Annotated in this window: 21 protein-coding genes; 9 read left to right on the top strand and 12 right to left on the bottom strand. The window is 70.3% G+C overall.

All coding sequences use genetic code 11. From position 1 onward, the window contains the following. Nucleotides 1-7: 7 nt before the first annotated feature. The 8 genes from ACRDSK_RS00320 to ACRDSK_RS00285 all read right to left on the bottom strand — a co-directional run bounded on the left by ACRDSK_RS00320 (nucleotide 8) and on the right by ACRDSK_RS00285 (nucleotide 11436). A complete protein-coding gene (locus ACRDSK_RS00320) occupies nucleotides 8-1468 on the bottom strand; it encodes an MFS transporter (protein WP_431437769.1) in 1461 nt (486 codons plus the stop codon). Continuing rightward, nucleotides 1465-5355, bottom strand: coding sequence for an amino acid adenylation domain-containing protein (locus ACRDSK_RS00315; protein ID WP_431437768.1), 3891 nt, complete (start codon nucleotides 5353-5355; stop codon nucleotides 1465-1467). The genes ACRDSK_RS00320 and ACRDSK_RS00315 overlap by 4 nt, the downstream gene beginning before the upstream one ends. Further along, nucleotides 5348-5596: a phosphopantetheine-binding protein gene (locus tag ACRDSK_RS00310; protein ID WP_431437767.1), complete on the bottom strand. Its 249-nt coding sequence runs from the start codon at nucleotides 5594-5596 to the stop codon at nucleotides 5348-5350. Before ACRDSK_RS00310 ends, ACRDSK_RS00315 begins: the two co-directional genes overlap by 8 nt. A 105-nt stretch (nucleotides 5597-5701) precedes the next feature. Next, a complete protein-coding gene (gene scoE, locus ACRDSK_RS00305; RefSeq protein ID WP_431437766.1) occupies nucleotides 5702-6574 on the bottom strand; it encodes a (3R)-3-[(carboxymethyl)amino]fatty acid oxygenase/decarboxylase in 873 nt (290 codons plus the stop codon). Nucleotides 6575-6729: 155 nt separating this feature from the next. Further along, nucleotides 6730-9009 carry a heavy metal translocating P-type ATPase gene (locus ACRDSK_RS00300; RefSeq protein WP_431437765.1) on the bottom strand — a complete coding sequence of 760 codons (2280 nt, stop codon included), beginning with the start codon at nucleotides 9007-9009 and terminating at the stop codon, nucleotides 6730-6732. After that, entirely contained in the window at nucleotides 8993-9991 is a 999-nt protein-coding gene (locus ACRDSK_RS00295; protein ID WP_431437763.1) for a hypothetical protein, read from the bottom strand. The genes ACRDSK_RS00300 and ACRDSK_RS00295 overlap by 17 nt, the downstream gene beginning before the upstream one ends. A 78-nt stretch (nucleotides 9992-10069) precedes the next feature. Next, nucleotides 10070-11014, bottom strand: coding sequence for a 4-hydroxy-3-methylbut-2-enyl diphosphate reductase (ispH, locus tag ACRDSK_RS00290; RefSeq protein ID WP_431437761.1), 945 nt, complete (start codon nucleotides 11012-11014; stop codon nucleotides 10070-10072). A gap of 203 nt (nucleotides 11015-11217) precedes the next feature. Continuing rightward, nucleotides 11218-11436 (bottom strand): hypothetical protein, encoded by a 219-nt coding sequence (locus ACRDSK_RS00285; protein ID WP_431437838.1) that lies wholly within the window; start codon nucleotides 11434-11436, stop codon nucleotides 11218-11220. Between ACRDSK_RS00285 and ACRDSK_RS00280 the strand changes: the two genes are divergently transcribed. The 4 genes from ACRDSK_RS00280 to ACRDSK_RS00265 are packed head-to-tail and all read left to right on the top strand — an operon-like array spanning nucleotide 11344 to nucleotide 16889. Continuing rightward, entirely contained in the window at nucleotides 11344-14277 is a 2934-nt protein-coding gene (locus tag ACRDSK_RS00280; RefSeq protein ID WP_431437834.1) for an amino acid adenylation domain-containing protein, read from the top strand. The genes ACRDSK_RS00285 and ACRDSK_RS00280 overlap by 93 nt on opposite strands. Continuing rightward, a complete protein-coding gene (locus ACRDSK_RS00275) occupies nucleotides 14277-15071 on the top strand; it encodes a leucyl/phenylalanyl-tRNA--protein transferase (protein ID WP_431437760.1) in 795 nt (264 codons plus the stop codon). The genes ACRDSK_RS00280 and ACRDSK_RS00275 overlap by 1 nt, the downstream gene beginning before the upstream one ends. Nucleotides 15072-15087: 16 nt before the next feature. Beyond that, nucleotides 15088-15840 carry an N-acetyltransferase gene (locus ACRDSK_RS00270; RefSeq protein ID WP_431437759.1) on the top strand — a complete coding sequence of 251 codons (753 nt, stop codon included), beginning with the start codon at nucleotides 15088-15090 and terminating at the stop codon, nucleotides 15838-15840. An 11-nt stretch (nucleotides 15841-15851) separates the two neighbouring features. Further along, nucleotides 15852-16889: a methyltransferase gene (locus ACRDSK_RS00265; RefSeq protein WP_431437758.1), complete on the top strand. Its 1038-nt coding sequence runs from the start codon at nucleotides 15852-15854 to the stop codon at nucleotides 16887-16889. Between the two features lie 60 nt (nucleotides 16890-16949). Here ACRDSK_RS00265 and ACRDSK_RS00260 read toward each other — a convergent pair whose 3' ends face one another. Together ACRDSK_RS00260 and ACRDSK_RS00255 are read right to left on the bottom strand one after the other, a co-directional pair. After that, complete coding sequence (locus tag ACRDSK_RS00260; RefSeq protein WP_431437757.1) at nucleotides 16950-18749, bottom strand: acyl-CoA dehydrogenase family protein; 1800 nt, start codon at nucleotides 18747-18749, stop codon at nucleotides 16950-16952. Between the two features lie 75 nt (nucleotides 18750-18824). After that, entirely contained in the window at nucleotides 18825-20441 is a 1617-nt protein-coding gene (locus tag ACRDSK_RS00255; RefSeq protein ID WP_431437756.1) for an MFS transporter, read from the bottom strand. Between the two features lie 175 nt (nucleotides 20442-20616). Between ACRDSK_RS00255 and ACRDSK_RS00250 the strand changes: the two genes are divergently transcribed. Beyond that, nucleotides 20617-21282 (top strand): hypothetical protein, encoded by a 666-nt coding sequence (locus ACRDSK_RS00250; protein ID WP_431437755.1) that lies wholly within the window; start codon nucleotides 20617-20619, stop codon nucleotides 21280-21282. A 24-nt stretch (nucleotides 21283-21306) separates the two neighbouring features. On the opposite strand, the gene ACRDSK_RS00245 is transcribed toward ACRDSK_RS00250, so the two are convergent. After that, on the bottom strand, nucleotides 21307-21819 hold the full coding sequence (locus ACRDSK_RS00245) for a pyridoxamine 5'-phosphate oxidase family protein (protein WP_431437754.1): 513 nt from the start codon (nucleotides 21817-21819) through the stop codon (nucleotides 21307-21309). Continuing rightward, nucleotides 21816-23006 (bottom strand): cytochrome P450 family protein, encoded by a 1191-nt coding sequence (locus ACRDSK_RS00240; RefSeq protein ID WP_431437753.1) that lies wholly within the window; start codon nucleotides 23004-23006, stop codon nucleotides 21816-21818. The genes ACRDSK_RS00245 and ACRDSK_RS00240 overlap by 4 nt, the downstream gene beginning before the upstream one ends. A 258-nt stretch (nucleotides 23007-23264) precedes the next feature. Between ACRDSK_RS00240 and ACRDSK_RS00235 the strand changes: the two genes are divergently transcribed. From ACRDSK_RS00235 to ACRDSK_RS00220, 4 genes are read left to right on the top strand one after another with little or no spacing between them, the layout of a single operon-like run. After that, nucleotides 23265-24200 carry an ABC transporter ATP-binding protein gene (locus ACRDSK_RS00235; protein WP_431437752.1) on the top strand — a complete coding sequence of 312 codons (936 nt, stop codon included), beginning with the start codon at nucleotides 23265-23267 and terminating at the stop codon, nucleotides 24198-24200. Beyond that, on the top strand, nucleotides 24197-25009 hold the full coding sequence (locus tag ACRDSK_RS00230; RefSeq protein WP_431437751.1) for an ABC transporter permease: 813 nt from the start codon (nucleotides 24197-24199) through the stop codon (nucleotides 25007-25009). Before ACRDSK_RS00235 ends, ACRDSK_RS00230 begins: the two co-directional genes overlap by 4 nt. Continuing rightward, nucleotides 25006-26199: a sensor histidine kinase gene (locus ACRDSK_RS00225; RefSeq protein ID WP_431437750.1), complete on the top strand. Its 1194-nt coding sequence runs from the start codon at nucleotides 25006-25008 to the stop codon at nucleotides 26197-26199. Before ACRDSK_RS00230 ends, ACRDSK_RS00225 begins: the two co-directional genes overlap by 4 nt. Continuing rightward, the gene (locus tag ACRDSK_RS00220; protein WP_431437749.1) at nucleotides 26196-26801 is read left to right on the top strand and encodes a response regulator transcription factor; all 606 of its coding nucleotides are present in this window, start codon (nucleotides 26196-26198) and stop codon (nucleotides 26799-26801) included. The genes ACRDSK_RS00225 and ACRDSK_RS00220 overlap by 4 nt, the downstream gene beginning before the upstream one ends. Nucleotides 26802-26815: the final 14 nt, after the last annotated feature.

The raw sequence follows: 26815 nt of genomic DNA, 5'->3' as shown, positions 1-26815 counted from the left end.
GCCTCCTCTAGCTGCTCGGGGCGGCAGCCGTGATGCTCGCCGCCTTGGACTCGGGTTCGGTTGGTGGCACGGGAAGCCGGTCTAGCCGCCGGCTGAGCAGGCTGGTGGCCGTGGCCAGCGCCGCGAGCAGAACGGCCGCGGCGGCGAAGGCCGTCGCGTGGTCGGCGAACGGCACACCGCTCTGGCCCGGTGGCGCGCCGAGGACGAGCCGGTACCAGGAGCCGGCCACCGCGACGCCGAGTGCGAGGCCGAGCTGCGTGGCGGTCGCCGCCATGCCGGACACGGCGCCGGCGTCGGCCGGGCCGACCCGGCCGAGGATCCCGGCCACGAGCGGCGCCACGACGAGCCCCTGGCCGATGCCGGCGAGACCGATCATCGCCACGAGCAGGGGTGGTTGCACGGACTCCGGGGTCTTCGCGATGGCTGCCCCGGCGAGCAGGACGGCGGCGAGCGTCGCACAGCCGACGACCGGGACCGGGGCGGCCACGCGGCGGGCGAGCCGGCGACTGACCGCGGAGCCGAGCGAGAAGCCGAGTCCGAGCGGCACGAACATCAACCCGGCGGCGAGCGGACCGATCTCCAGCCCGGTCTGCAGGTGGTAGGTGAACACCAGGAACAGCCCGGAGTTCGTGGCGAACAGCGTGACCACGGTCGCCAGCGCGAGCCGCATCCCGCGTGCGGTGACCACCCGCGGAGGGAACAGCGGGTCTCCGCCGCGCGCGACCAGCCGCCGTTGCTGCCTCGCGAGCACCGCGAACACGGCGGCCGCGAGCGGCAGGCCCAGCCAGGTCCACCAGGCCCCTCCCGGACCGAAGATCAGCGGGACCAGCACGGCGGGCAGCCCCACCATGGTCAGGGTGGCGCCGGCGAGATCCAGCCGCTGCGCCGCACCGGGCTCGCCGCGCGGCAGCACCGGACCGAGAGCCAGGATCGCCAGTCCGACGGGGACGTTCACGAGCAGTACCGGTCGCCACCCGAGCCCGGCGATGTCGAGGTCGACCAGAATCCCGCCGCCGGCTATCCCACAGATCACGCCCAGACCGATCACCACGCCGTACGCGCCGACCGCGCGCGCCCGGTCCTCCGCGTCCAGGACCGTCGCCCGGATGATCGACAGCACCTGCGGTGCCATGAACGCCGCGGTGGCACCCTGCAGGAAGCGGGCGGCGATCAGCAGCTCGGCGCTCGGCGCGAGCCCGCACAGCAGCGAGGTGAGCGTGAACCCGCCGACGCCGTACAGGAACACGACACTGTGCCCCGCCCGGTCGCCGAGCCGCGCGCCGGCGATCAGCAGCGCGCCGAACGCGATCACGTAGGCCGCGCCGACGAGCTGGATCTGGTCGAACCCAGCGCCGAGGTCGCGCTGGATCGACGGGCTCGCCACGTTGACGATGAACCCGTCGACCTGGGTCATGAACGTCGCGGCCAGCACGGTGCCGAGGCCGACCCACTTCCGGCGGCCGATCACGCCGCGTTCTCCCGACGTGCGGGCGCGGCGAGCACCGTGCCGATCCGTGCCGCGGCCGCCGGCCCGGTCATCCGCTCGTGCGTGCTGTCCACTTGGTACACATAGATTTCGCCGCCGATATGGGGCCACCAGGACTCCGGCCCGGGCCAGTCGGCCGTCTTGCCCTCGACCGCCTCGAACAGCGTCACGTCGCCGGCGAAGTGTCCGGGGATGTGCGCGGCGCCGAGCCGAGAGTTGTCGAGGAACACGCGGTACAGCCGCCCTCGGTGCTGCTCGTCGACGACGGCACGGCCGGTCCCGGCCTCGCCGAGGGTCTCCGCGAAGTAGTCCTCTTCGGACGGACTAGGGGCCGATCGCCACGCGTGCGGGATCGGGAACGAGTCGAGCAGTGCGAGCACGGCGACCTCGTCTCCCCGCTCCTGCAGCTGCACCGCGATCTCGTGGGCCGCCAGCCCGCCGAAGGACCAGCCGAGCAGGTGGTACGGACCGTCGGGCTGGACCTCCCGGATTCGCCGCACATAGTCGGCGGCGAGCTCGGACACGCTCGCGGGCGACGGCGCCGCGGCGGTGAGTCCGGGTGACTGCAGGCCGTAGACCGGCCGGTCCTCGCCGATGGCCGTGATGAGGTTCGCGTAGCACCAGGCGAGCCCGGTGGCCGGGGCCATGCAGAACAGTGGGGGCAGGTCTCCCCCTCGCCGCAACGGAACCAGCACGTCGAGCTCACCGCCGAGCTCACCGCCGCCGAGCCGCTCGGCGAGCTGGGCGACGGTGGGCGCCTCGAACACGGCTCGGATTCCGATGCTCACGCCGAAGTCGGTGCGGATGCCGGCGATCAACCTGCCGACGAGGAGCGAATGTCCGCCGAGTGAGAAGAAGTCGTCGTCGATCGTGACCTCGTCCCGGCCGAGCAGCTCCGCGAACCGCTCGCACAGCGCGATCTCCCGGCGGTCTCGCGGCGCGCGACCGCCGGGAGCAGCGTCACCGTCCGGAGTGGGCAGGGCGCGGCGGTCGAGCTTTCCGTTGGTGTCGCGGGGAAGCCGATCGACCGTCACGAACGCGGGCGGGACCATGTAGTCGGGCAGCCGCTCGGCGACGAACCGGCGCAGCGTGGCCGGATCCGGCAGGACGCGGTTCGTGGTCGGGACGACGTAGGCCACCAGTCGCGGCAGGCCGGGCGCGTCCTCGCGAACGATCACCGCCGCCTGCGCGACGTCCGGGTGCTCGTGCAGCTCCGCCTCGATCTCGCCCGGTTCGATCCGGAAGCCGCGGATCTTGACCTGGTCGTCGGACCGGCCGAGGAACTCCAGACGGCCGTCCGGACGCCAACGCGCGAGATCACCCGTGCGGTAGAGCCGCGCGTCGTCCGCGCCGAACGGGTCTCGGACGAACCGCTCCGCGGTGAGGTCCGGTCGGTTGTGGTAACCGCGGGCCACCTGGCGGCCGCCGAGGTACAGCTCGCCGACCACCCCCGGGGGCACCGGCTGCCCCGCGGCGTCCAGCACGTAGGCCTGGGTGTTGGCCAACGGGCGGCCGACGATCGGGTCGGGACTGTCGGCCAGCCGGCACGACAGCGTGTCCACAGTGCACTCCGTGGGCCCGTACAGGTTGTAGGTCGCGGTCCCCGGCACGTCGCGCAGCGCCCTCCACAGCGCGGGTCCCGCCGCCTCGCCGCCGAGCGCGATCACCGCGGGCCGGTGCCGGCCCTCGCCCAGCAGCCCCGCCGCGACCAGCTCCCCGGCGTAGGTCGGTGTGATGTCGAGGAAGTCGATGCGGTTCTCGACGACGTAGTCGAGCATCGCCTCGGGCTCGCGTCGGCGGTCGTCGTCGACGTAGTGCAGCTGGTGGCCGTCGAAGAGCCAGAGCAGCCCTTCCCACGAGGTGTCGAACGACAGCGATGCGGACAGCGCGGCGCGCATGACCTCACGGCCGGTCGCGGTCGTCTCGTGCCGGATCATCTCGTCGCGGTGGTGGTGGAACAGGTTGACCAGGCCCTGGTGCTCGATGACCACACCCTTGGGGGTCCCGGTCGAGCCGGAGGTGTACACGAGGCAGCTCGGGTGCGCCGGCACCAGCGGCGCGAGCCGCTCGCCGTCGGTGAGGTCCCGGTCGGACAACTGGTCGAGGCGAGCGGCGGTGTCCGGCGCGTCGAGCGCGACGACCTGCGTGGTCCCGCCGGCAGCGGCGGGCCGAAGCGCTTCCGTGGTCACCAGCACGACCGGCTCGCTGTCGGCCAGCACCAGTTCGACCCGCCGGGCCGGGTAGTCCGGGTCGACCGGCACGTATCCGGCGCCGGCCTTGAGCACGGCCAGCAGGGCGACGATCGCGTCGGCCGTGCGTGGGAGCAGCAGTGCCACGTACAGCTCGGGTGCGGCGCCGTGCTCGATCAGCAGCCGGGCCAGGCGGTTGGCCCGCCGGTTGAGCTCGGCGAAGTCGAACGTGCCGCCGGCGGCGACGAGCGCGGTTCGCTCCGGCGTCGCCGCGACCTGCGCCTGGAACACCTCCGGCAAGGTCATCTCCGGCAGCTCGCGGGCGGTGTCGTTCCACTGCTCGAACAGGAGCCGTCGCTCCTGCCCGACCAGCAGGTCGATGCGCGCGACCGGTGCGGTGGGCTCGGCGACCGCGCGGCGAAGGAAGGTCAGGAACCGGCGCAGGTGGGTGGCGAGCTCGACGGCGTCGTAGCAGTTCGGGTTGGCGTCGAGGACGATTCGCGGCCCAGTGCCCTCGCCACGGTCGTAGACGTGCACCACCAGGTCCTCGACGAGCCCGGCACTGACGTTGTGCACGACACCGCGGTGCCCGGCGAAGCGCAGGCGGTGGTCGAAGGGCATGATGTTGACCGACGGGCCGAAGAGCTTCCGCTCGCTGCCGACGAGCTTGAGATCGCGGCGCAGCTGCTCGTACCGGTAGCGCTGATGTGGCCGGGCCTCCCGAAGCTCGGCCGCCGCCTGTCCGGTCAGCTCGACCAGGGTGGTGGTCGGCCCGAACCGCAGCCACACCGGCACCACGTTGGTCAACATGCACGGCACGCGCAACGACACCGAGCCGACGCGGGCCATCACCGGCAGCGCCAGCACCACCTCGGCCGTTCCGGTCATCCGGTGCAGGTAGGCCGCGAACGCCGCGGTCAGGGCGTCGGTCCACATCGCGCCGGCGTCGTCCGCGACGGCCCGGAGCGCGTCGACTGCGGCGGCGTCGAGATCGGCGTGCTCCCGGACCACGGTTCGTGCGAGCGGCCCCGATCGGTCGGCGAGCACGACCGGCGCGACCCCAGTCCTGGCCTTCGCCATCCAGTGGTTCCGATCCGCGGCGTACTGCCGAGAGTCCTGGTAGGACATGTCGGCGTCGACGACGGCGTGCAGCGGGCCGAACGCGTGCTCCGCGGGCTCCCTGTTCTCCACCAGCGCGGTGTAGATCTCGGCGACCCGGCGCGCCACGAGCGACAGGCCGTACCCGTCGAGCGCGATGTGATGGACCCGCTGGTACCACAGGAAGTGTTCGGCGCCGGCCCGGAGAAGTGCCTGCCCGAACGGCGGCTCGGTGCGCAGGTCGACCGGCGCCGCCAGATCCGCGGACATCCATTCCACCGCCGCGGCGACCGGGTCGGGTTCGCCGCTCAGGTCTCGCAGGTGCAAGGTCCACTGTGGCCAGTCGGCCAGGTCCTGCCACGGTCGTCCGTCTTCGTCCACCCCGAACCGCACGTTGACCGCGTCGGTCTCGGCGACGGCACGGCGTAGTGCGGCCTCGAACAGACGGACGTCGACGGGACCGTGGATCTCCACGTACTCGGCGGTGTTGAACGCCGGACTGTCCGGATCGAACTGCTGGCCCGTCCAGATCCCTTCCTGTGCGGCGGTCAGCGGCAGCCGCGTGCTCTCCCGGTCACGCATGTGGCGTCGCAGACAGCCGCGAGGTCAACAGGGGCAACCAGTTCTCGAGCGTCGGCCGTTGCGCCAGCTCCACGAAGCCGACGTCGGCTCCCGCCTCGCGCCACCGTTCGAGCAGCGTCAGCAGCCGCACCGAGTCCAGGCCACACTCGAACAGGTCCTCGTCGAGGCTTTCGTCTGGAGCACGGTGCAGCATCCTGGCGACGTCCGCCCGGATGGCTGCCGGGGTCAATGGGTCTGCCATGTTTCCCCTCGCCTGGTCGTCGCGGGCTACCACGGTCGCGGAGCCGGCGGACGGCCGTGGGCCGCCGCCGGTCGACTCCGCGACCCGTGTGCGTACGTCTGGGGTCTATGCCGTCGAGTGGTCGTCGTAGACGGTGACCCGGTAGGACACGGCCGGCTCCGGCGTCGCGGTGTGCAGCGCCCGGTGGATGAGGCTTCGGTTGTCCCACACCAGCATGTCGCCCTTCTCGAACGTCTGCAGGTGGATGTTCTCGTGCTCGTAGGTGCGGTCCAGCTGACCCGTCGCCTCGAGCAGCTCCTTCAGCAGGTCCGGTCGCGGCGTGCCATCCGCGTCCTCGATCGACATCGTGAAGCCCTCGCTGACATACAGCACGGTCTCCCCCGTCGCCGGGTGCGTCACCGCGGTCGGGCTGGTCACCGGTGGCGTCTTCGCGTTGACCTCGTCGATGATCTCGGAGATCGGCCGGTAGACGTCGGTCGGGCGGATCTTGAAGTACTGCAGCACGCTGTGCGTCGCGGTGGTTCCCTTGACGGCCACCTTGAGCTCCTCGGAGAGCCTCTCGTAGGCCTCCGCCATGTTGATGAAGTACGTGCCGCGGTTCTTCGACGGCACCACCTGCGGGTAGATCAGCGTGATGTCGAACGGCTCCGGCATGAACTGGTAGTCCGAGTGCCAGAACTTGCCGGTCTTCGGCACGCCGATCTGCCGGCCGTCCTCCTCCTTGACGTTGGAGGAGACGAAGACCTCCGCGACCTCCGGGTGGTGGTAGACCGGTTCGTAGTACGCACCCGTCTCGCCCATCCGCTTGCCCAGCGCGTGGAACTGCTGGGCGCTCAGGTCCTGGTTCTTCAGCACCGCGATCTTGTTGGCGTAGACGGCCCTCTTCAGCTCCACGATCTCGTCCGCCGACGCCGTCTCGGCGTCGAAGCCCTCCACGATCGCGCCGAACTTCTTGCCAGCCTGCGGGGATATTTTCATAAGAAGTCCTTCGTACGATTGACGACCGACTACATGCGACGATTCCTACGTCCACAGAATTCTTTTGTGGTACATAGGAGAAGTCGTTGTGGGGTCGCGATCAGTTCCGAGGGCTTCGAAATGAATCCGCCAAATTTCGGACCGGACGTTCGCCGCTACGCCGTGCGGGACGAGAACAGCCGCAGACGAAGGCTGTTGGACACCACGAACACCGAGCTGCCCGCCATGATCAGCCCGGCGAGCATCGGGTTGAGCAGACCGCTCGCCGCGAGCGGAATGGCGGCGACGTTGTAGGCGAAGGCCCAGAACAGGTTGCCCTTGATCGTGCCGAGCGTGCGGCGCGACAGGCGGATGGCATCGGCTGCCACCCGCAGGTCACCCCGCACGAGGGTCAGGTCACTCGCCTCGATCGCCACGTCCGTGCCGGTGCCCATGGCGATCCCGAGGTCGGCCTGGGCGAGCGCGGCGGCGTCGTTGACCCCGTCACCGACCATCGCCACGACCCGGCCCTGGCCCTGCAGCCGCTTGATCTCGTCGACCTTGCCGGCCGGCAGCACTTCGGCCACCACGTCGGTGATGCCCACCTCCGCCGCGACCGCCTCAGCCGCCGCCCGGTTGTCGCCAGTCAGCAGGACCGGGGAGAGCTCGAGCTCCCGCAGCTGTGCCACCGCCGCCGCGCTTGTGGGCTTCACCGCGTCCGACACCACCAGCATGCCGCGGACGGCGCCGTCCCAGCCCACCGTCACCGAAGTTCGCCCGGTCGCATCGGCCGTGTGCGCGGCCGCCGCGAGCTCCGCCGGCACCTGTGCGGACCAGGCGTCGAGGAGTGCGGTACGGCCGACCACCAGGTCGTGACCGTCGACGGTGCCGCGTACGCCGAGACCCGCCTCGTTCACGAAGTCGACTACCTCCGGCAACTCCCCGACCCGCTCCCGCGCGCCGGCCGCGATCGCCCTGGCGATCGGGTGCTCCGAAGCAGCCTCGAGCCCGCCCGCGAGCCGCAGCAGCTCGTCGCCGTCGACACCGTCGGCCGCCACGAAGTCCACAAGGGACATCTCGCCCGTGGTCACGGTGCCGGTCTTGTCCAGCACCACCGTGTCCACCTTCCTGGTGGACTCCAGGACCTCCGGTCCCTTGATGAGGATGCCCAGCTGCGCCCCGCGACCCGTGCCGACGAGCAGCGCGGTCGGCGTGGCCAGGCCCAGCGCGCACGGACACGCGACGATGAGCACGGCCACCGCGGCCGTGAAGGCTGCCGCAGGTGGTGCCCCGCTGCCGAACCAGTAGCCGAGCGTGGCGAGCGAGAGACCGATGACGCCGGGCACGAACACGGCCGACACCCGGTCGGCCAGCCGCTGGACCGCGGCCTTGCCGGTCTGCGCGTCCTCCACGAGCTTGGCCATCTGCGCGAGCTGGGTGTCCGAGCCGACGCGCACGGCCCGCACGACCAGTCGGCCGCCGACGTTCACCGTCGCGCCGGCGACCTCATCGCCGGTGCCGACCTCGGCCGGCACCGACTCACCGGTGAGCATGCTGGCGTCCACCGCGGACGAGCCCTGCTCGACCACGCCGTCGGTGGCGATCTTCTCGCCGGGCCGCACCACGAACCGGTCGCCGACCGTGAGCTCGCCGATGGGCACGATCACCTCGGCGCCGTCCCGCAGCACCGTGACGTCCTTGGCCCCGAGCGCGAGCAGCTTGCGGAGTGCCCCGCCGGCACGGCGCTTGGCGCGCGCCTCGAGGTAGCGTCCACACAGGATGAACAACGTCACGCCGGCGGCGACCTCGAGGTAGATGTTCCCCTCGCCGGCCGTCGGTTCGATCGTGATGCGGAACGGGTGTGTCATGCCGGGCGTGCCCGCGGTGCCGAGGAACAGCGCGTAGAGCGACCACAGGAACGCCGCGATGGTGCCGACGGAGATCAGCGTGTCCATCGTCGCCGCACCGTGCCGCAGGTTCGCGAACGCGGCCTTGTGAAACGGGAAGGCGCCCCACACGACCACCGGCGCGGCGAGTGCCAGCGACGCCCACTGCCAGTACTCGAACTGGAGCTGCTCGAACATCGCGAGGGCGATCACCGGCACGGTGAGCACGGCGGTGATCCACACCCGGTTCCGCGCCTCGCGCAGCTCGATGTCGTGCTCGTCGGCCGCGTTCCCGTCGTCCTCGGCGGCCACACCGTCCACATCGGACCTCGCGGACCGACCGGCGGACAGCGCCGGACGTCTCGCCGTGTAGCCGATCTCCTCGATCGCGGCGATCACCTCGGCCGCTGACAGCGACGGCGGGTGCCGCACGTTCGCCTTCTCGGTGGCGTAGTTGACGGTCGCGTCGACGCCGTCGAGCGTGTTGAGCCGGTTCTCGATCCGCGCCGCGCACGACGCGCACGTCATCCCTCCGACCAGCAGCTCGAGCTTGTCAGCCGCCGTGTTCATGGGACCCACCTCCCGACTCGCCTTCCTCGCCACCGGACTCGGAACCCTCCTCGCCCCCGAGGTTGGCGTCCTTGGCCTTCTCGAACTCCTCAGGGGAAAGGCCGTGCGGTGGCGGGTTCGGGCCCTCGACGTTCACCGTGAACTCGGCTGTGCGCACGACGCCCTGGTGCTTGAAGTCCAGGTACATCCGGTACGCGCCGTAGGTCGGCACCTCGGTGTGGAACACGATCTCCGGGCCAGGCTTGGTCTTCCCGTCGCCGGGTTCGCCGTCCGGGTGCACGTGGACGTAGGCCATGTCCCCGTCCCGCAGTGCGACAAGGTGCCCGTAGGCGGCGAGGTAGGGCTGGAGGTCGGTCACCGGCCGGCCGTCCTTCGACACGTGCAGGGTGAGCTTGCTGGACTCGCCCGCGACCGGCTTGCCGCTCATCGTCACCGTGTAGCCGTCGACGGCCGCGGTGCTCGACGGCGCCGGCAGCGGCTTCGGCTGGTAGTTCCCCGATGCCGAGACATCCGCGCCGAGCGTCGTCGCGTGCTTGCCCCACGCCGGGAAGAAGTCCGCGAAGACCCGATACTCCCCCGCCTCCGGCAGCGTCAGCGGTATCCGCCAGGTGCCGTCAGAGCCCATGGTCGGGTGCACGTGCTGGAAGTTCGACAGGTCATGCCGCGCCACGATCAGGTGCAGCAGCTTGTCGTGCTGCGGCTTGTACCGCGTCAGCGGCTTGCCGTCGCGCTCCTGGATCTGGAAGGCGAACATCTGCTTGGTGCCAGCGGGAAAACTGTCACTGAGCACCTTCAGCGTCATGCTCTCCTGGGAGATCATCAGACCGCCAGGGCCTTCCTCCTCGGCAGCGGGTGCCGCCGCGGCCGGCCCGGTCGCCGGTTCACCGCCCATCGGACCGACAAGCTTGCCGACCGCGTAGGCGCTACCGAAAACCAACACGAGAGCGAATACGAACGCCGCTAGCTTCGTCCATGTCTTCATATCGGTACCATACCCAGGAGGGGTACATCTCAAACCCACCGGCGGGCAATTTCCGGTCCACCGCACGGTAATTGCAGGTCACAGCGATCGCATGGCCCCGGGCATGGTGAACTCGACGGTCTCCTGGGCCACTTCACGTTCGGCTACGGTTATCGGCCCGAGCTCGGAGAGCGCGTCGACGACCTCCTTGACCAGGTAGGGCGGGGCGGACGCGCCCGCGGTGACTCCAACGACCGCCACGGCGTCGAGCCAGCCCGGCCGGATCGCATCGGCGTCCTCGATGAGGTACGCGGCGCGGTCTCGGCCTCGGGCCAGCTCGACCAGCCGCCGCGTGTTGGACGAGTTCGTCGAGCCCACCACGAGCACGAGATCCGACTCGTCGGCGATCGCGCGCAGGGCGGCCTGCCGGTTCGTCGACGCGTAGCAGATGTCCGCCGAGCCGGGACCGCGCAGCGTCGGAAACCGCTGCCGCAACACGTCGACGATCTCGGCGGTCTCGTCGACCGCGAGCGTCGTCTGGGTCAGGTACGAAACCCGGTCCGGATCGGGCACCTCGACCGTGTGTGCCTCCGCCACGGACTGCACCAGAACCGTCTGGCGCGGCGCCTCCCCCAGCGTGCCGTCGATCTCCTCGTGGCCCGCGTGACCGATCAGCAGCACGGTGTCCCCGCGATCGGCGTAGCGCCGTGCTTCGGCATGGACCTTGCTCACCAGCGGACAGGTCGCGTCGAAGACCTCGAAACCACGCCGGGCCGCTTCCGCGCGCACAGCCGGTGAGACGCCGTGCGCGGAGAACACGACAGTCGCGCCCGCGGGCACCTCGTCCAGCTCGTCCACGAAGACCGCACCACGCTTCTCGAGCTCGGCGACCACGTGGGCGTTGTGCACGATCTGCTTGCGTACGTGGATCGGCCCTCCTCGGGCGGCGAGCAGGCGCTCGACGATCTCGATCGCGCGCTCCACGCCGGCGCAGAACGCCCGCGGCGCCGCCAGCAACACCGTGCGTGACTGGACTTCAGACATCCGGTCCTCCTCAGCCTGGGAGCTGCTCGGGAACAGAGTGTCGAAGTGGGGTCTAGCGGCCCGGTCGCACAGCGGACGAATCAGGTGGCCGTGGGCCATGTCCCTAAAGCGCGGCCGCGGCACTCGAATATTCCGCAACCGCGTCGCAACCCAGACTCAAGGGCTCTTCATAACGTTGAAGTGACGACTGCGAACAGACAACTTCAGCCATGTTCGAGTACCAAAGGGGTTATATGAACATCGCTCGGCAGCCGAACGTCCACGAACTGTTCGCCGCGCGTGCCGTATCCCGACCCGACGACATCGCGGTTGTCCAGGGAGATCAGCGGATCACCTACGCCGACCTGGAAGTGCGCTCGAACCAGCTCGCGAACTGCCTTCTCGACACGGGTGTCGAAGCGGACACCGTTGTCATGGTCCATCTGGAACGGTCGATCGACACGATCGTGAGCCTGCTCGCCATCTGGAAGGCGGGCGCGGCGTACCTGCCGGTCGAACCCGGGACGCCCGACGGTCGCATCGCGGCGTTCGCCAAGGAGACCGGCTGCGCGGCGGTCATCGCCCACGAGCAGGACCATCCCCGGTTCGCCGACCTCCCGGTCACCTCCCTCACCGCGACGGCCGGCGTGGGCCTTTCCACGGCCCCGCCGGCGATCCCGGTGGACGGCGCCGACGCGGCCTACGTCATCTACACGTCGGGGTCGAGCGGAACCCCCAAGGGCGTCGTGGTCACCCACGACTCGCTGAGCCACGTGAGCCGCGAGCTCACCGACTCGTATGGCGTCAACCCGTCCGATCGGGTGCTGCAGTTCGGCGCGCTGTCCTTTGACACGTCCATCGAGCAGATCACCGTGTCGCTGCTGGGTGGCGCGACGCTCGTGCTGCCGGACCTCGCGTGGGCCCCGAGCGAGCTGCCCGACCAGCTTCGCCGGCACGGCGTCACCGTCATGGACCTGACGCCCGCCTACTGGCGTCGCTTCCTCTCCGAGCTCGACGGCCGGCCCACCGAGCTGCCGGTGCGCCTGGTGATCGTGGGCGGCGAAGCCGTGCTGGCCGAGGACTGCCGCACCGCCCTGACACTGCTGCCCCACACCCGGCTGGTCAACGCCTACGGGCTCACCGAGACCACGATCACCTCGTGCGTCATGGACCTGACCACGGACGTGCTGCCGGCCCGCGGCTCGGCGCCGGTCGGAAAGCCGTTGCACGGAACGTCCGTGTACGTGCTCGACGAGGGGCTGCGCCCGGTCGAGGCCGGCCGGCGCGGGGAGATCTACATCGCGGGGCGCGGCGTGGCGCGCGGCTACCTCGCCGAGGACGTGGGCGGCCGGTTCATGCCGGACCCGTTCGCGGAAAGGCCCGGAGCGCGGATGTACCGGACCGGCGACCTCGGCACCTGGACACCCGAAGGGAACCTGGAGGTCGCCGGGCGGATCGACCGACAGGTCAAGATCCGCGGCTTCCGCGTCGAGCCGGGCGAGATCGAGGCGACCCTCGCCGCGCACCCGCTGGTCGACAACGTCGTGGTCACCGACTACGAGCGCGGCGGGCAGCGGCAGCTCGCGGCGTACGTGACCGTGCCGAAGGGTGGCGAGTTCGAGGCCCGGGAGCTGCGGGACTTCGCGTCCCGGTACCTGCCCGACCACCTGGTGCCCACCTCGTTCGTGGCGCTGCCCGAGATGCCGCTGAAGTCGAACGGAAAGGTCGACCTGGCCGCCCTGCCCGAGCCCGAGACGGCCGCTCCGGCGGACGCGGACGACGACACGGACGGGCAGGGTGCCGACGTGCTCGAGCGCGGTGTCGCGCGGCTGTGGTGCCAGGTGCTCGGCGTGGACCACGTCAACCCTGGGGACAACTTCTTCGCCCTCGGCGGCAACTCGATCCTCGCCGCGGAGCTGCTGGCCAAGGCCCGCGGCGCCTTCGGTGTCCTGATCACCCAGGTCCGCCCGTTGATCCGGCTGCTGCTCGAGGACGCGACACTGCGCGGCTTCGCCCAGGCCGTACAAGCGGCCAGAGCCGGCACACTCGGGGGCGACGACACCAGCCGGCGGGTGGACTTCGAGGCCGAGGCCGAGCTCGACGTACCCATCCAGGCATCGGTCAGCGACCCGCCGCGCTGGCAGAGCCCCGAGCACATCCTGCTCACCGGAGCCACCGGCTTCCTCGGGATCTACCTGCTGCGTGAGCTGCTGGCCTCGACGGACGCGGTCGTGCACTGCCTCGTCCGCGCCGACGACCCCGGCAGCGCGACGGAGCGCGTCCGGGCCAACTGGCGCCACTACCTCGACGACGACCTCGCCCCGTACCTCGACACCGGCCGGATCGTCGCGCTCCCCGGCGACCTGGCCGAGCCGTTGCTCGGCCTGTCCGAGGCGGAGTTCGACACCCTGGCCCGCACCGTCGACGTCATCCACCACCCCGGCGGGCGGGTCAACTTCATCTATCCGTACTCACACATGCGACCGGCCAACGTCTCCGGCACCAGGGAGCTCATCCGGATGGCCGGGCGCCACCGCAACATCCCGATCCACTACACCTCGACCATGGCGGTGATCGCCGGCTTCGGCACCGCCGGAGTCCGCCACGTCTCGGAAACGACCCCTGCCGCATATGCCGACCACCTGTCGGTCGGCTACGTGGAAAGCAAGTGGGTCGCCGAGGCGTTGCTGCGGAACGCGGCGGAACAGGGCCTTCCGGTGGCCATCTACCGGGCGGCCGACATCTCCGGGGACCGGGCAACCGGAGCGTGGAACACGGCGACCGAGATGTGTGCGATGAAGCGGTTCGTCGTCGACACCGGCACCGTTCCGGTAGCGGAGCTGCCCCTGGACTACACGCCCGTCGACTGCTTCGCGGCCGCGGTGGCACACATCGCCGCACGCGCGCTGCCGACCGGCGAGGTCTACCACCTCACCAACCCGGGAAAGGTCAACATCGCCATGCTCGCGGACCGGCTGCGCGCGCACGGCCACGACGTCCGCGACGTCTCGTGGAGCGAGTGGCTCGACGAGCTCGTCCGGGTCGCCATCGAGCAGCCGGACCACCCGATGACGCCGTTCGCGCCGCTGTTCATCGACCGGTGCGCGCAGGGTCAGATGAGCGTCGCGGAGATGTACCTGGAGACCACGTTCCCCGGCTTCACGCGGACGAACGTGGAGGATGCGCTGCGCGGCAGCGGGATCGAGATCCCACCGGTCGACGAGGGGATGCTCGACCGCTACATCGACTACCTGACCTCGATCGACTTCCTGCGGGTGGCGTGATGGACCGGCTGACTCCCGAAGTGACGTCGCCCTGGGCCGCTCTCGACCTGACCGACGCCCCCGCCGAAGGCCCGGTCGCCTTCTGCGACGACCTCAGTCCGGCAAGCCTCCTCGACGCGTACCGGCACGGGTTGTACCCGTTCCCGGCCGACACCGAGGAACAGCAGATCATGCACGAGATCACCGCCGGGGCCGACATCGACGCGGGGCGGGTCCGGGTCATCGACGACGCGAGGGACGACGGCAACCCGTACGCGGTCGCCTGGTGCTCGCCCGACCCGCGCCCGGTGATCTTCGTCGACCAGCTCCGCATCCAGCGCAGCCTGGCCCAACAGCTGCGCAACAAGGTCGAGTGGACCACCACGCTCGACACCTGCTTCGAGCGGGTGGTGCACCAGTGCCGGGTCGGCCGCACCCCGCAGTGGCTCACCGACGGACTGGTGGCCGGCCTGTGTCGGCTGCACGCGGCCGGTCACGCGCACAGTGCCGAGGTGTGGGACGGCGACGAGCTGGTTGGTGGGACGTTCGGCGTGCGGGTCGGCGGGATCTTCAGCGCCGACTCCCAGTTCGCCCGGCGCAGTGGCGCGGCCAAGGTCGCAGTGGCGTGCCTGGCGCGGCGGGTGGCCGACAGCGGCGGCGTCGCCGTCGACGTCCAGCACGACGGCGGTCACGCCAGGCTGCTCGGCGCGGTCACCATCCCGCGCTCCCGCTACCTGGAGCTGCTGCGGGCCAACGCCGGCGTCCGCGCCGCGTTGCCGAGCGACCCGCAGCCCGCTCGCAGCCTTGCCGCCTGAGTCCCCGGGAGGACACATGTCTACTACGACGGACCTGCCTGCGGTGTCGCTTGCCGATCGGCCCGACCTCGAGCTCGCGATGCTGACCATGGAGGCGACCTGGCCGGACTACATCCGCCCGGACCCGGTACTCGTCGACTGGGCCTTCGAGCAGCACGCCCAGCACCAGCTCGTGGTGCTCGACGGCACCGAGGTCGTGGCACGGGCGGCGAGCGTGCCGTTCGCGTGGGACGGCGACGCGGCCGGCCTGCCCGACACCGGCTGGGACGAGGTGCTGCGCCAGAGCATGCACGACACCTACGCGGGTGCCGAGCTGACCGCCCTGTGCGCGCTCGAGGTCGCGGTCGTGCCGGGCAAGCGGTCCCGGAACCTGTCCGAACACACCCTTCGGGCACTGGCCGAGCACGCGCGGCGGTGCGGCTTCACCGACGTGGTGGTGCCGGTCCGGCCCAGCCACAAGCACACCGAGCCTGACCTCTCGATGGGCGACTACGTCGCACGCACCCGCCCCGACGGGCTGCCCGAGGATCCCTGGTTGCGCGTGCACGCGCGGGTGGGCGGCGAGTTCCTCAAGGTCTGCCCGGTGTCGATGACGATCGCGGGCAGTCTCGCCCAGTGGCGGGGCTGGACCGGGTTGCCGTTCGACACCAGTGGACCCGTCGTGGTGCCCGGCGCGCTGACCCGGGTCGAGGTCAGCGTCGAGCTCGACCGCGCCGTCTACGTCGAGCCCAACGTCTGGGTTCGGCACCGCCTGTCCCAACCGAACTGAAAGGTGTCCTGATGACCAGCGAGAACATCGCCGACAGCATGCGCAACCGAGCACAGCTGATCGAGATGATCGGCGGGTACATGGCCGCCCACGCCCTGGGTCTGGCGGCCGAGCTGAAGATCGCCGACCTCATCCACGACGGGGTCTGCACCAGCGCGGACCTGGCCACGGCGACCGGTTCGCACGAGCCGTCGCTGCGCCGGATGCTGCGCCTGCTCGCCGCGGTCGGGATCACCACCGAGCCGGAGCCGGGACGGTTCGGGCTCACCGACGTCGGCGCACAGCTGCGCTCCGACTCCCCGAACTCGCTCTACGCCTTCACCCGCATGTTCTGCCACGAGTCGCACTTCCGCGCGTGGCTGGGACTCGACCACTCCGTGCGTACCGGCGAGGCCGCCTGGAACCACGTCCTGGGCCAGAACATCTACTCCTACCTCGCCGACAACCCGGATCTGAGCGCGCTGTTCAACCAGGCGATGAGCCAGGAGGCACGGATCTCGGCGGGGCAGATCGCGGCCGCGTACGACTTCGCGGACGTCAAGTCAGTCGTCGACATCGGTGGTGGCGACGGCACTCTGCTCGCGGCGATCCTCACGGCGAACGCCCACGTGAACGGGGTCGTGCTCGACAGTCCCAGCGGCGTGGCACAGGCCGGCGACGTCCTCGCCGCGGCCGGTGTCGCCGACCGGGCCGAGGTGGTCGCGGGCGACTTCTTCGAGGCGGTACCGAACGAGGGTGACCTGTACATCATCAAGAGTGTGTTCCAGGACTGGGACGACGAGCCGGCATGCGCGCTGCTGCGCACGTGCCGCGCGCACATGCCGGACGCGGCGACTCTGCTGATCGTCGGGTCGATCCTGCCGGAGACCGCGACGTCGGGCGACCCGATCATGTTCTACACGGACATGAACATGCTGGTGAACTCCGGCGGCCGGGAGCGGACGGAGAGCCGCTTCCGCGCGATGCTGGAGGAGACCGGTTTCGCCGTTCGGTCGGTGTCGCCGCGGGCCGCCGGCCCGCTGTCGCTGATCGAGGCGGTCCCGGCGTAGTCCCGGGTGGACGAAACGGCCGGACGGTCTCCCGTCCGGCCGTTTCGTGCGGCGACTCCCCTATGCCGCGTTACGGCGCTCGTTGGCTGGGCGCGACGGGTCCCGGGCCGGCTCCGCGATCCACGGCCCGTCGATCGACGGGTCCAGAATCCCGTCCTCCAGCCACGTGTACCGGTCGTCGAGAACCTGGCGTGCCACCGCACGGTCGTGGTCGTCGGTGTTGCGGCGCAGGCGGTCGAACAGCTCCGCCACCCGGCCGCGCGCCTGGCGGCAGAACGTGTCCGCCAGCGCGGTCGCCGCGTCGCGGTCCTCGGCGCGGGCCCGGGCGTAGACACAGCTCGCGCTCATCGCGTACAGCTCCGCGGCGATGTCGACGATCCGGCCGAGGAACAGCTGGCGCTCCTCGACATCCGCCCAGCGGGGCCGGCCGAGCCTTCGGGCGAGGCGGCGGCTCGCACGCTCCACGTAACGCACGTGCGTGGCCAGCGCGCCGAAGTCGGCGGGCCGCAGCACGGAGGCGCCAGGGCTGAGCAGCGCCCGCGCGTACCACGCGCCGACCCGCGTCGCGCCGACGATGTCCGGCAATCGGCCGGTCTCGACACCGCCGGTGAGGGCCTCCTGGGCGATGAAGACCCGCAGTGCCTCACTCGAACCGTCGAAGATCCGGCCGATCCGCAGGTCGCGCAGGACCTGTTCGGCGGGCACGCCCTTCTCACCGCGCGCCGCCGCCGACTCGGCCGTCTCGTAGCCGCGCCCTCCCCGGATCTGCACGAGCTCGTCGGCGATGGTCCACGCCTTCTCCGACGCGTACAGCTTCGCCAGCTCCGCTTCGGTGCCGGTGTCGACCGTGCCGGCGTCGGCGTGCCGGCCGGACACCTCGACCATGGCCTCCAGCGCGAACGCGGTCGCCGCGATGTACGCGATCTTCCCGGCCACCGCCTCGTGTTCGCCGATGGGGCGATCCCACTGCACCCGTACCCGCGACCACTCCCGGGCGATCTTGAGGCTCCACTTCGCGGCGGCGGCACACACCGCCGGCAGCGACAGCCGCCCGGTGCCCTGCGCCGCCAGTGCGACCTCGAGGCCGTCGCCCTCGCCGCCGATCCGGTTGCACGCGGGCACCAGGACCTCGTGCAGCCGAAGCGTTCCGTTCTCCAGGCCGCGCAGGCCGAGGAAGGCACTGCGGTGTTCCACCGTGACACCCGGGTCGCGCGCCTCCACGACGAAGGCGGTCATGCCTCCCGGGCCTTGGTCGGAGGGCGGCACCATGGCCATGACGACGAGCAGCTCGGCGAGCGTGCCGTTGGTGGCCCAGGACTTCACCCCGTCGAGGGTGTAGCCGGAGCCGTCCGCGCTGTGCACCGCCGTGGTGTGCATGCGGAACGGGTCGTTGCCGATATCCGGCTCCGTAAGGACGAACGCGGAGATCTCCCGCACGCACCGCGGCAGGAACTCGCGCTTCTGCTCCTCGGTACCGAACAGCAGGATCGGCTGTGGCAACCCGATGGCCTGGTGTGCCGCGAGGAGCTCCCCCAGCGCCGGGTGCGTGGTGCTGACGAGCATCAGCGCCCTGTGATAGCACACGCCCGGCAGGCCCAGCCCGCCGTAGTCCTTGGGAATCTTGATACAGAAGGCGCCGATGTTCCTCAGGTCGGCGATCACCTCGCGAGGAATCCGATTCTCCCGCTCGATCCGTCGGCCGTCGATCTCGGTGCAGAGAACCCGCAACCGGGCGAGGAAATCCTCGCTCTCCTCGTCCAGGCGGGAAAGGGGGCCCGGCAGGTTGAGCAGATCGATTCGCGGCCGGCCGTGGAACAGCCCGCGGCCGAAGCTCGGCCGAGCCGCGTCTGGTGCGGTCATGTCCACATCGGACCCACTGGTTCCGGACTGTTCCACGATGGCCATCCCGTCTCCAACCCGCCGGGCTGAAATTCCTTACACGGTTTCCGCTTCGTCCGACTTCGTGTCGCTGTCCTGCCCGGCCTTGGCCGAGCCGGTGGGCGGCACGTGGCGAAGCCGGACCGCGGCGAGGATCGCACCGGCGGCGGCGATCACCGCGGCCACGATCGCGGCGAGGTTCAACCCGCTGGTGAACGCGGCCCGCGCCGGCTCGAGGACGGCCGCACTCAGGTCGGCGGGCAGTGCACCCGCGGCCGCGACGGCGCCGTCCATGCTGTCCTTGGCGGACGCGGCCGCCTCGGCCGGCAGCCCAGACGGCAGGGTGCCGTCGATCTCGCTGCGGTAGGCCGCGATGCCGATGCTGCCGAGCAGCGCGACGCCGAGCGAGATGCCCAGGTCGTTCGCGGTGGTGCTGAGACCCGAGCCGGCGCCGGCCTTCTCCGGCGGCACCGATCCGACCACCAGGTCGGTGGTGAACGCCATGGCCGGGTTGACCGCCGGGTAGAGCACGATGAAGCTCGCGATCAGCAGTGGCAGCCCGGACGTGCTCTCCACCTGGGTGAGCATCAGGTAGCCGATCACCTGCACGGCGAGGCCGAAGGCGATGACGTACCCGGGCCGGACCCGGCGAGCGATGATCGGTGCGACGACCGAGACCACCACCAGCAGCGCCGCGCCGGGCAGGATCGCGAGCCCCGTCTCCAGCGGCGAGAGGTCCGCGACGAGCTGCAGGTACTGCGTGAACAGGAGGTACACGCCACCCAGCGCGGACGCGGCCAGGATGAACACACCCAGGGCGCCGCTGACCGTTCGGTTCGCGAACAGCCGCACGTCCAGCAGTGGAGCATCCGAACGCAGCTGGCGGATGACGAACCACGCGCCGAAGCCGAGCCCGACCGCGACCGTCAGCAGTGCCACCGCGAGCGGGTCGTCCTTGGCCAGCGCCTTGATGCCGTAGATGAACGGCAGCAGCGTGGCGAGCAACAGCAGCACGCTGACCAGGTCCAGCCGGCCGGCGTTCGTGTCGCGGTGCTCGGGCAGCAGCAGGGGTGCTCCGATCACGACCACGGCCATGACCGGCACCGCGACCAGGAAGGTCGCGCGCCAGGTGAACGCCTCCAGCAGGATTCCGGACAGCAACGGGCCGAGGGCGACACCGGCGGAGATGCCGGCGGCCCACACACCGATGGCGATTCCGCGTTGCTTCGCGTCGCGGAACATCGTGAAGATCAGGCCCAGCGTCGAGGGCATCTGTGTCGCGGCCGCGATGCCGAGGATCGCCCGCCAGAGGATCATCATGGCCGGTTCGTCGGTGTATGCGGCGAGAATCGAGACGACACCGAATACTGCAGCGCCGATCACGAGCAGCTTCCGGCGGCCGATCCTGTCGGCCAACGTGCCCATCGCGACCAGGAACCCGGCCATCAGGAAACCGTAGATGTCAAGGATCCACAGCATCTCCGTACTACTGGGCGCCAGGTCGGCGGCCATGTGCGGGATGGCCAGGAACAGGATCGTGAGCATCATGAACAGGAGCATGGACGGCAGTACCAGCACGCCCAACCCGATCCATTCCCGACGTCCGGCACGCGATTCAGGTGAGAGGTTCGCAGCGGACATTGGACTTCCTTCGTCGTCGTTGTCGTCGGTCATGCCTTTATACCCTAGCCCCGTATAGGTAACTTGTATACCGGAGCGGGTACCTCACTCTCTCTTCCCTGGTCACGCGCCCAAGCGTCACAAGGAAATCTCGTGTCCCGGTGGCGACACGCTTGGGTCCGGCTCGCATATATGGACAGCGTCCACGGCCCGGTGCTGCCATACGAACATGGACCACGACGTCGAGGGCCTTGTCGACCTTGCACGCCAGGAGATCGCGAAGCAGGCCGCACACAACCGGTTTCTCGACCTGCTCGACGCGGGCAAGGTGCCGACCGAGCGACTCTGCCGGCTGGCCTGTGAGCTGTACCGGCTCGTGGGCAGCGATCGACGGAGCTTCGCGCTGCTCGCGGCCCGCTTCTCCGCGCCGCCGGCCGGAGATCTCTTCCTCACGATGGCCGGCGGCGAGGCCGAGGCGCTGCGGCTGCTGATGGACTTCGCCTCGGCGCTCGACGTGGGGCACCACGACCTGGCGGGGTACGAGCCGCATCCGCTCGCGCAGGCGTATCCCGCCTACCTGACTCAGACTTCCATGTACGGCACCAGCAGCGAGGCGGCACTCGCTCTGCTGGCAAACGTCGAGGAGTCCGGCGCGACCTACGCTCGCGTGGCCGCCACACTGCGCGAGCGGTACGGGTTCTCCGAGGAAGCAGTCGGCCACTTCCTCTTCTTCGCCGACACTCCGCAGAGCATGAAGGACCAGGCAGCGGAGGTGCTCGCGGCCGGACTGTCCACAGGAGACAACGCCGCCGACGCCGTACGAACGGCGCGGATGGTCAATGCCTACGAGGCGATCTTCTGGTCGGTCCTCGCCGACGGCCTCGACGAGGGCTGACACCCCGCGAGTGACGACCGCCGGTCAACGTGACAGCTCGGACAACGGCATCTCGACACGGCGGTCGACGCGGTCCTGTGCCCAGGTACGGGTGTCGACCAGCCACCATCGCTCGACGTCGACCACGTAGAGCCGATGGGCGGCGGGGGCGACGAGGTCCGACTCCGGAAGTGTCCACTCCGCACGCTGTTGGGGATCGGGCAGTACGGCGTCGTAGAAGGTGGCGTGGAAGCGCGCCACGTCCTCGGCGCCCAGCTCGAAACAACGCCCGGTGAACTGGGCACCGTCCACGGAGGTGAGGGACGTCGGGTCGCCGGCAACGTACAGGGAGCCGCTGACCCACGGCCGGGAGGCGATGTGGCGGCTGTGCCTCGACTCGGCCGGCGAGCCGAACAGGAAGCGCAACGGACCGGCGACCCAGGCGTACTGGACGACCGCCGCCCACGGTCGGTCGTCGTTCGACACGGTGGCCAATGACAGGTATCTCGCCTCGTCCAGGATCCGCCTGGTTCGGTCGACTAAGCCGGTGAAACTCATGTCGCGTTCACGTCGCGGTGACGCAGCAGCACGGGCAGCGCCGCGACATCGTTGGCGATGAACGAGTGCAATGACTCGACCTGCTCCGGTGCGACGGCCAGCGCGAGGCGCGGGAAACGGTCGAACAACGCGGGAACGGCCACCGCGGCCTCCAAGCGGGCGAGCCGCGCACCGGGGCAGAAGTGCGGCCCGGCGCCGAAGGCGAGGTGCTCCTTGTCCGCGCGATCGACGTCGAACACGTCCGGATCCTCGTGCAGGTCTGGGTCACGACCGAATGCGAGATAGTTGACCAGGATCGCGTCCCCGGCGCGGATCACTACTCCGTCGCCGAGGTCGATGTCCTCCTTGGCCCATCGCATGGGCAGTGACGATACCGGGCAGTGTGCCCGCAGCGCCTCTTCGATCGCGTCGGGCCATCGCCGCGGCTCGGTCAGCACAGTGGCCAGCTGATCGGGATTCGCGAGCAGCTCCCGCACCGTGTGGTCGATCAGAGACACCGTGGTCTGGCTCCCGCCGCCGATCAGCAGCAGCAGCATGTCCACCAGCTCCTGCTCCGACAGCGGCGCCTCACCCTCCACGCGAGCAGCCAGCAGGAAGCTCGTCAGGTCGTCCTCCGGTGCACGCCGCTTGGTGTCGATCAGCTCTCGCATCGCCACGTTCATGTCCGTGAACACCGCTGCCGACTCCTCCTCCGGCACGTTGTCGGTGTTCAACACGACCCGCAGGATCCGCAGCACCTCCGGTCGCAGCCCGTCCGGAACCCCGAACAGATCGCAGATCATCCTGGTCGGCAGCTGCTGTGAGTACGCCGTGTGCAGGTCGACGGGCTCATCGGGCGGGCTGGCCGACAGGCCGTCCAGCAGGTTCCCGGCGATGACCTCCAGCCGCGGCCGCATCGCGTCGATGCGCTTGGGCGTCAACGCCGGCGCGACCAGCTTGCGCAGCCGCTGGTGCTCACGGCCCTCCGCCGTGGACATCGACTCGACGTCCACCCACGGCGACAGCCACGCCACCTCTCCGGGAACGTATCCCGGAACGTTCTTCACGAGGTTTCGTGAGACGCCCGGATGCGACAGCAGGAACCTCACCACCTCGCCCCGGGTCACCGACCACGCGCGGAAGCCCTCCGGCAGTTCCACCGGCACCGCCGGTCCCGCCGCCCGAAGTCGATCCAACTGTTCGTACATGCACCGGCCACCCTGGCTGTCCAGGCTGGTGTCGGGCGTTGAGCTGAAGCCGATCACGTAGCGCCTCCAGAACGACGGATGCCGGACAGGACGCGCCCCACGATGGCCGCGTGCGGTTGCATTTCACTTGTGCTGGGCTCGCGGTTTCCGGCCCGGCCGGCGTTGCGGCAGGTACACGGCCAAACCATGAATTCGTCCCGGTCGACTCATGACATCGCGGGGGTAGGTGTTGTCGGCGGCCACCGCCATGCTGAGTTCATGACTGCCAACGTGATCGACATCGACGATCTGCGATGTATCTATGGCACCTTCGAGGCGGTGCGTGGAATATCGTTGCAGGTAGGACAAGGTGAGCTGTTCGCGTTGCTCGGCACCAACGGCGCGGGCAAGACCACGACCGTCGAGGCGCTGGAGGGCCTTCACCGGCCGGCCTCGGGTCGGGTCCGTGTTCTGGGCCTTGACCCGGTCCGTGACCGCGCCGCCCTGCGGCCGCGCACGGGCGTGATGCTGCAGAAGGGCGGGTTCAGCGACGCGCTGACCGTGCGCGAGACCCTCGAGCTCTGGCGCTCGTTCACCGCCCGTCCCCGTCCCGCCGCCGAAGCCCTCGAGCTGGTGTCGTTGACCGGTAAGGACAAGGTCGCCGTCTCACAGCTCTCCGGCGGCGAGGGCCGCCGGCTCGAGCTGGCGCTCGCCGTGCTCGGCCGTCCGGAGCTGCTGTTCCTCGACGAGCCGACCACCGGGATGGACCCGGCCTCGCGACGCCAGACCTGGACTGTCATCCGCCGACTGCAGGAGGAGGGCTCCACGGTCGTGCTCACGACGCACTACCTGGAGGAAGCCGAGAGCCTGGCCGACCGGGTGGCGATCATGAAGACCGGCGAGATCGTCACGGTCGGAGCTCCGGACACGGTGGTGCGGACGCTGCCGGCCAGGATCACCTTCAAGGTTCCGGCGGACGTGCCACAGCTCCCCGACCTCGGCCGGGGCGCCCAGACCGCCGGCGACCAGGTCACCTACGAGTCCCACGACCTGCAGGCCGATCTCACGGAGCTGCTCGCATGGGCGAACGGCAACGCGATCACGCTGCACGGCCTCGCTGCACGGCCCGCGTCCCTCGAGGACGTCTTCATGGAGATCGCGACAGACGACGACGCCGCCGACCACGACCAGGAACGAACGGAGGCCACCCGATGACCCCGGCGACCATGGACAAGCGGACGGAAGGCGTGCCCGGCGTGGGGCGACAGCTCACCGCGCTGGTCCGCATGGAACTGCTGCTGCTGCGGCGAAACCTGGCCGCCACCGTGATGTCGGTGGTGACCCCGCTGGTGGTGGCGGTGTTGCTCATCAGCGGCGACTACGACACCGAGGGCAGAGTCGCCCGTGTGTCCGGGGTGATCGGGATGATCGCGGTCTTCTGCGTGCACCACCACCTGACGACGTCCTACGCCTCCCGGCGGCAGGAGATGGTCCTCAAGCGACTCCGCGCGGGCCTGCCGTCCGGTCCGACGATCCTCGCGGGCGCGGCCAGCGCCGCGGTGCTCATCTTCCTCGCGCAGGCGGTGCTGCTGATCGGCTACGGGGTGCTGGTACTCGACATGCCGGTGCCCGTCAACCCGCTGACGATGCTGCTGGCCATGCTGCTCGGCGCCGCGGTGCTCGCGGCACTCGCCGCGGCGCTGTCCGCCGTCACCCGCAGCGCCGAGGCGGCGATGCTGACCACGCTGCCGACCGTGACGATCTTCCTGCTGTCGCCGGGAGTACTACTTCCACTGGGCGTACTGCCCGAGAGCGTCGAGAGCGTCGCGGCGTACCTGCCGATGGGGCCGTTCACCGAGGTGCTGCGAACCGGCTGGCTCGGGCATGAGCTTGGCGGCTCGGACCCGAGCTTCGTCGAGAGCACCCTCAGCGCGCTGCCCTGGCTCGCCGGCCTGGCCATGTGGCTGCTCATCGCCGCCGACCTCACCAGGCGCTGCTTCCGGTGGGAGCCTCGGCACTCATGATCACCGGAGACCGGTTCGTCAGCCTCACCGCGGTGACCGATGCCCCGGACACGGGTCCGTCGAGCCGTCGCATGGCGCGGGCGCGACTGGTCACGATCCTCGCGATCGTCGGTGGTGTGCTGTTCAGCCTGGTGATGACCGGAGTCGGACTGACTTTCGCCGACGGTCCACTGTGGATTGTACTCGGCTCGGTCGGCGTGCTGGGCTTCGCCGCCGGCCTTGCCGGTGCGCTGTACCGCGCGATCACCCCGGGCCTGGGCGCGAGCACCGACAGGCGGTTGCTGGCCGGTTTCGCCGCCGCGTCGGTGCTCTCGCTGCCGTTGGTCGGGCCGGTGGGCGCCGACCAGTGGCAGACGTGGGCGTTCCTCAGCTCCGCGATCGTCGGTTGGGCACCGCTGCTGCTGCGCAGGGTGGGCGCCGCCGTGATCGTCATGGTCGCGACGACCGCCGTGTCCGCCGCCGCGGCGTGGTGGTTCGGTGGCTCGGTCGGCGGCTACGTCGTGATCACCGCGGGGCTCGGGCTCTCTGTGGCCGTCTGGAACGGGCTGCACCTGTGGGGGTGGCGGTTCCTGGTACGGGTGCAGGAAGGTCGCGAGGCGCTGACCAAGCTCGCCACCACCGAGGAGCGGCTGCGGTTCGCCAGGGACATCCACGATCTGCTCGGCCACAACCTGTCGGCGATCGCCCTGAAGGCCGAGCTCGCGTCGCGGCTGGCGCCACTCGACGCCCAGCGGGCCGGCCGCGAGGCCGACGAGGTTCGCCGCCTCGCGGCGTCCACGCTGACCGAGATGCGTGAAGTCGTGCACGGCTATCGCGAGGTCGACCTGGGTGACCAGGTCGATGCCGTGGCACAGGTTCTGCGGTCCTCCGGCGTGCGCTGCACGGTGTCTCGGCCCGACGCCGGCCTTTCCGCCGATGCCGCTGCCTCGCTCGTCGCGGTGCTGCGCGAAGGTAGTACCAATGTCATGCGGCACAGTCACGCGCAGTGGTGCACGATCGACGTCGTCCACGAAGGAGGTGAGGCGCGGATGACGATCGTGAACGATGGTGTCGGGGGTGGGCGGCCGGACCGATACAGCTACGGTCTGCGTGGGCTGTCCGACCGGCTGAGGGATGCCGGCGGCGAACTGCACACCTGGGAGCGGGACGGGATGTTCACCCTCGAGGCCACCGTTCGGTCCACCACGTGATCCGGATTCTGCTCGTCGACGACGAGGACCTGATCCGGACCGCGGTCGCCGCGTTGCTCGACCTCGAGGAGGATCTCGAGATCGTGGGTCACGCGGCGGACGGGCGGGCCGCTGTCGAGGAGGCACTGGCGCACCGTCCGGACGTCGCCGTGGTGGACCTCGAGATGCCCGAGCTGGACGGGCTGGAGGTCACGGCCGAGCTGACCAGGACGCTGCCGACCTGCGCCGTGGTGATCCTCACCGGCCACGCCCGCCCCACACACCTGCAACGGGCGCTGAACACCGGCGCCAAGGCCTTCCTGTCGAAGGGGTCGCCGGGCGGCACGCTCGCCGATGTGATCCGCCGGGTGCACGGCGGCGGACGCTATGTCGACCCCGCACTGGCCGCGGACGCGCTGACCGCGCCCGAGTGCCCGCTGACGCCGCGCGAGGTGGAGGTGCTGCGGCTCGCCGAGTACGACACGCCGGTGGCCACGATCGCCGCGCGCACCCATCTCTCCGCCGGCACGGTGCGCAACTACCTCACGGCGGCGGTCAACAAGCTCGGCGTGAACTCGCGGTCCGAGGCCTTCCGACTGGCCCACGAGAACGGCTGGCTCTGACCCCTTCGGGCTCG

Origin of the sequence: Actinophytocola sp., from assembly GCF_050699915.1 — a bacterium.
Lineage (GTDB): Bacteria > Actinomycetota > Actinomycetes > Mycobacteriales > Pseudonocardiaceae > Actinophytocola.
This window is presented reverse-complemented; position numbering and strand designations above follow the sequence as displayed.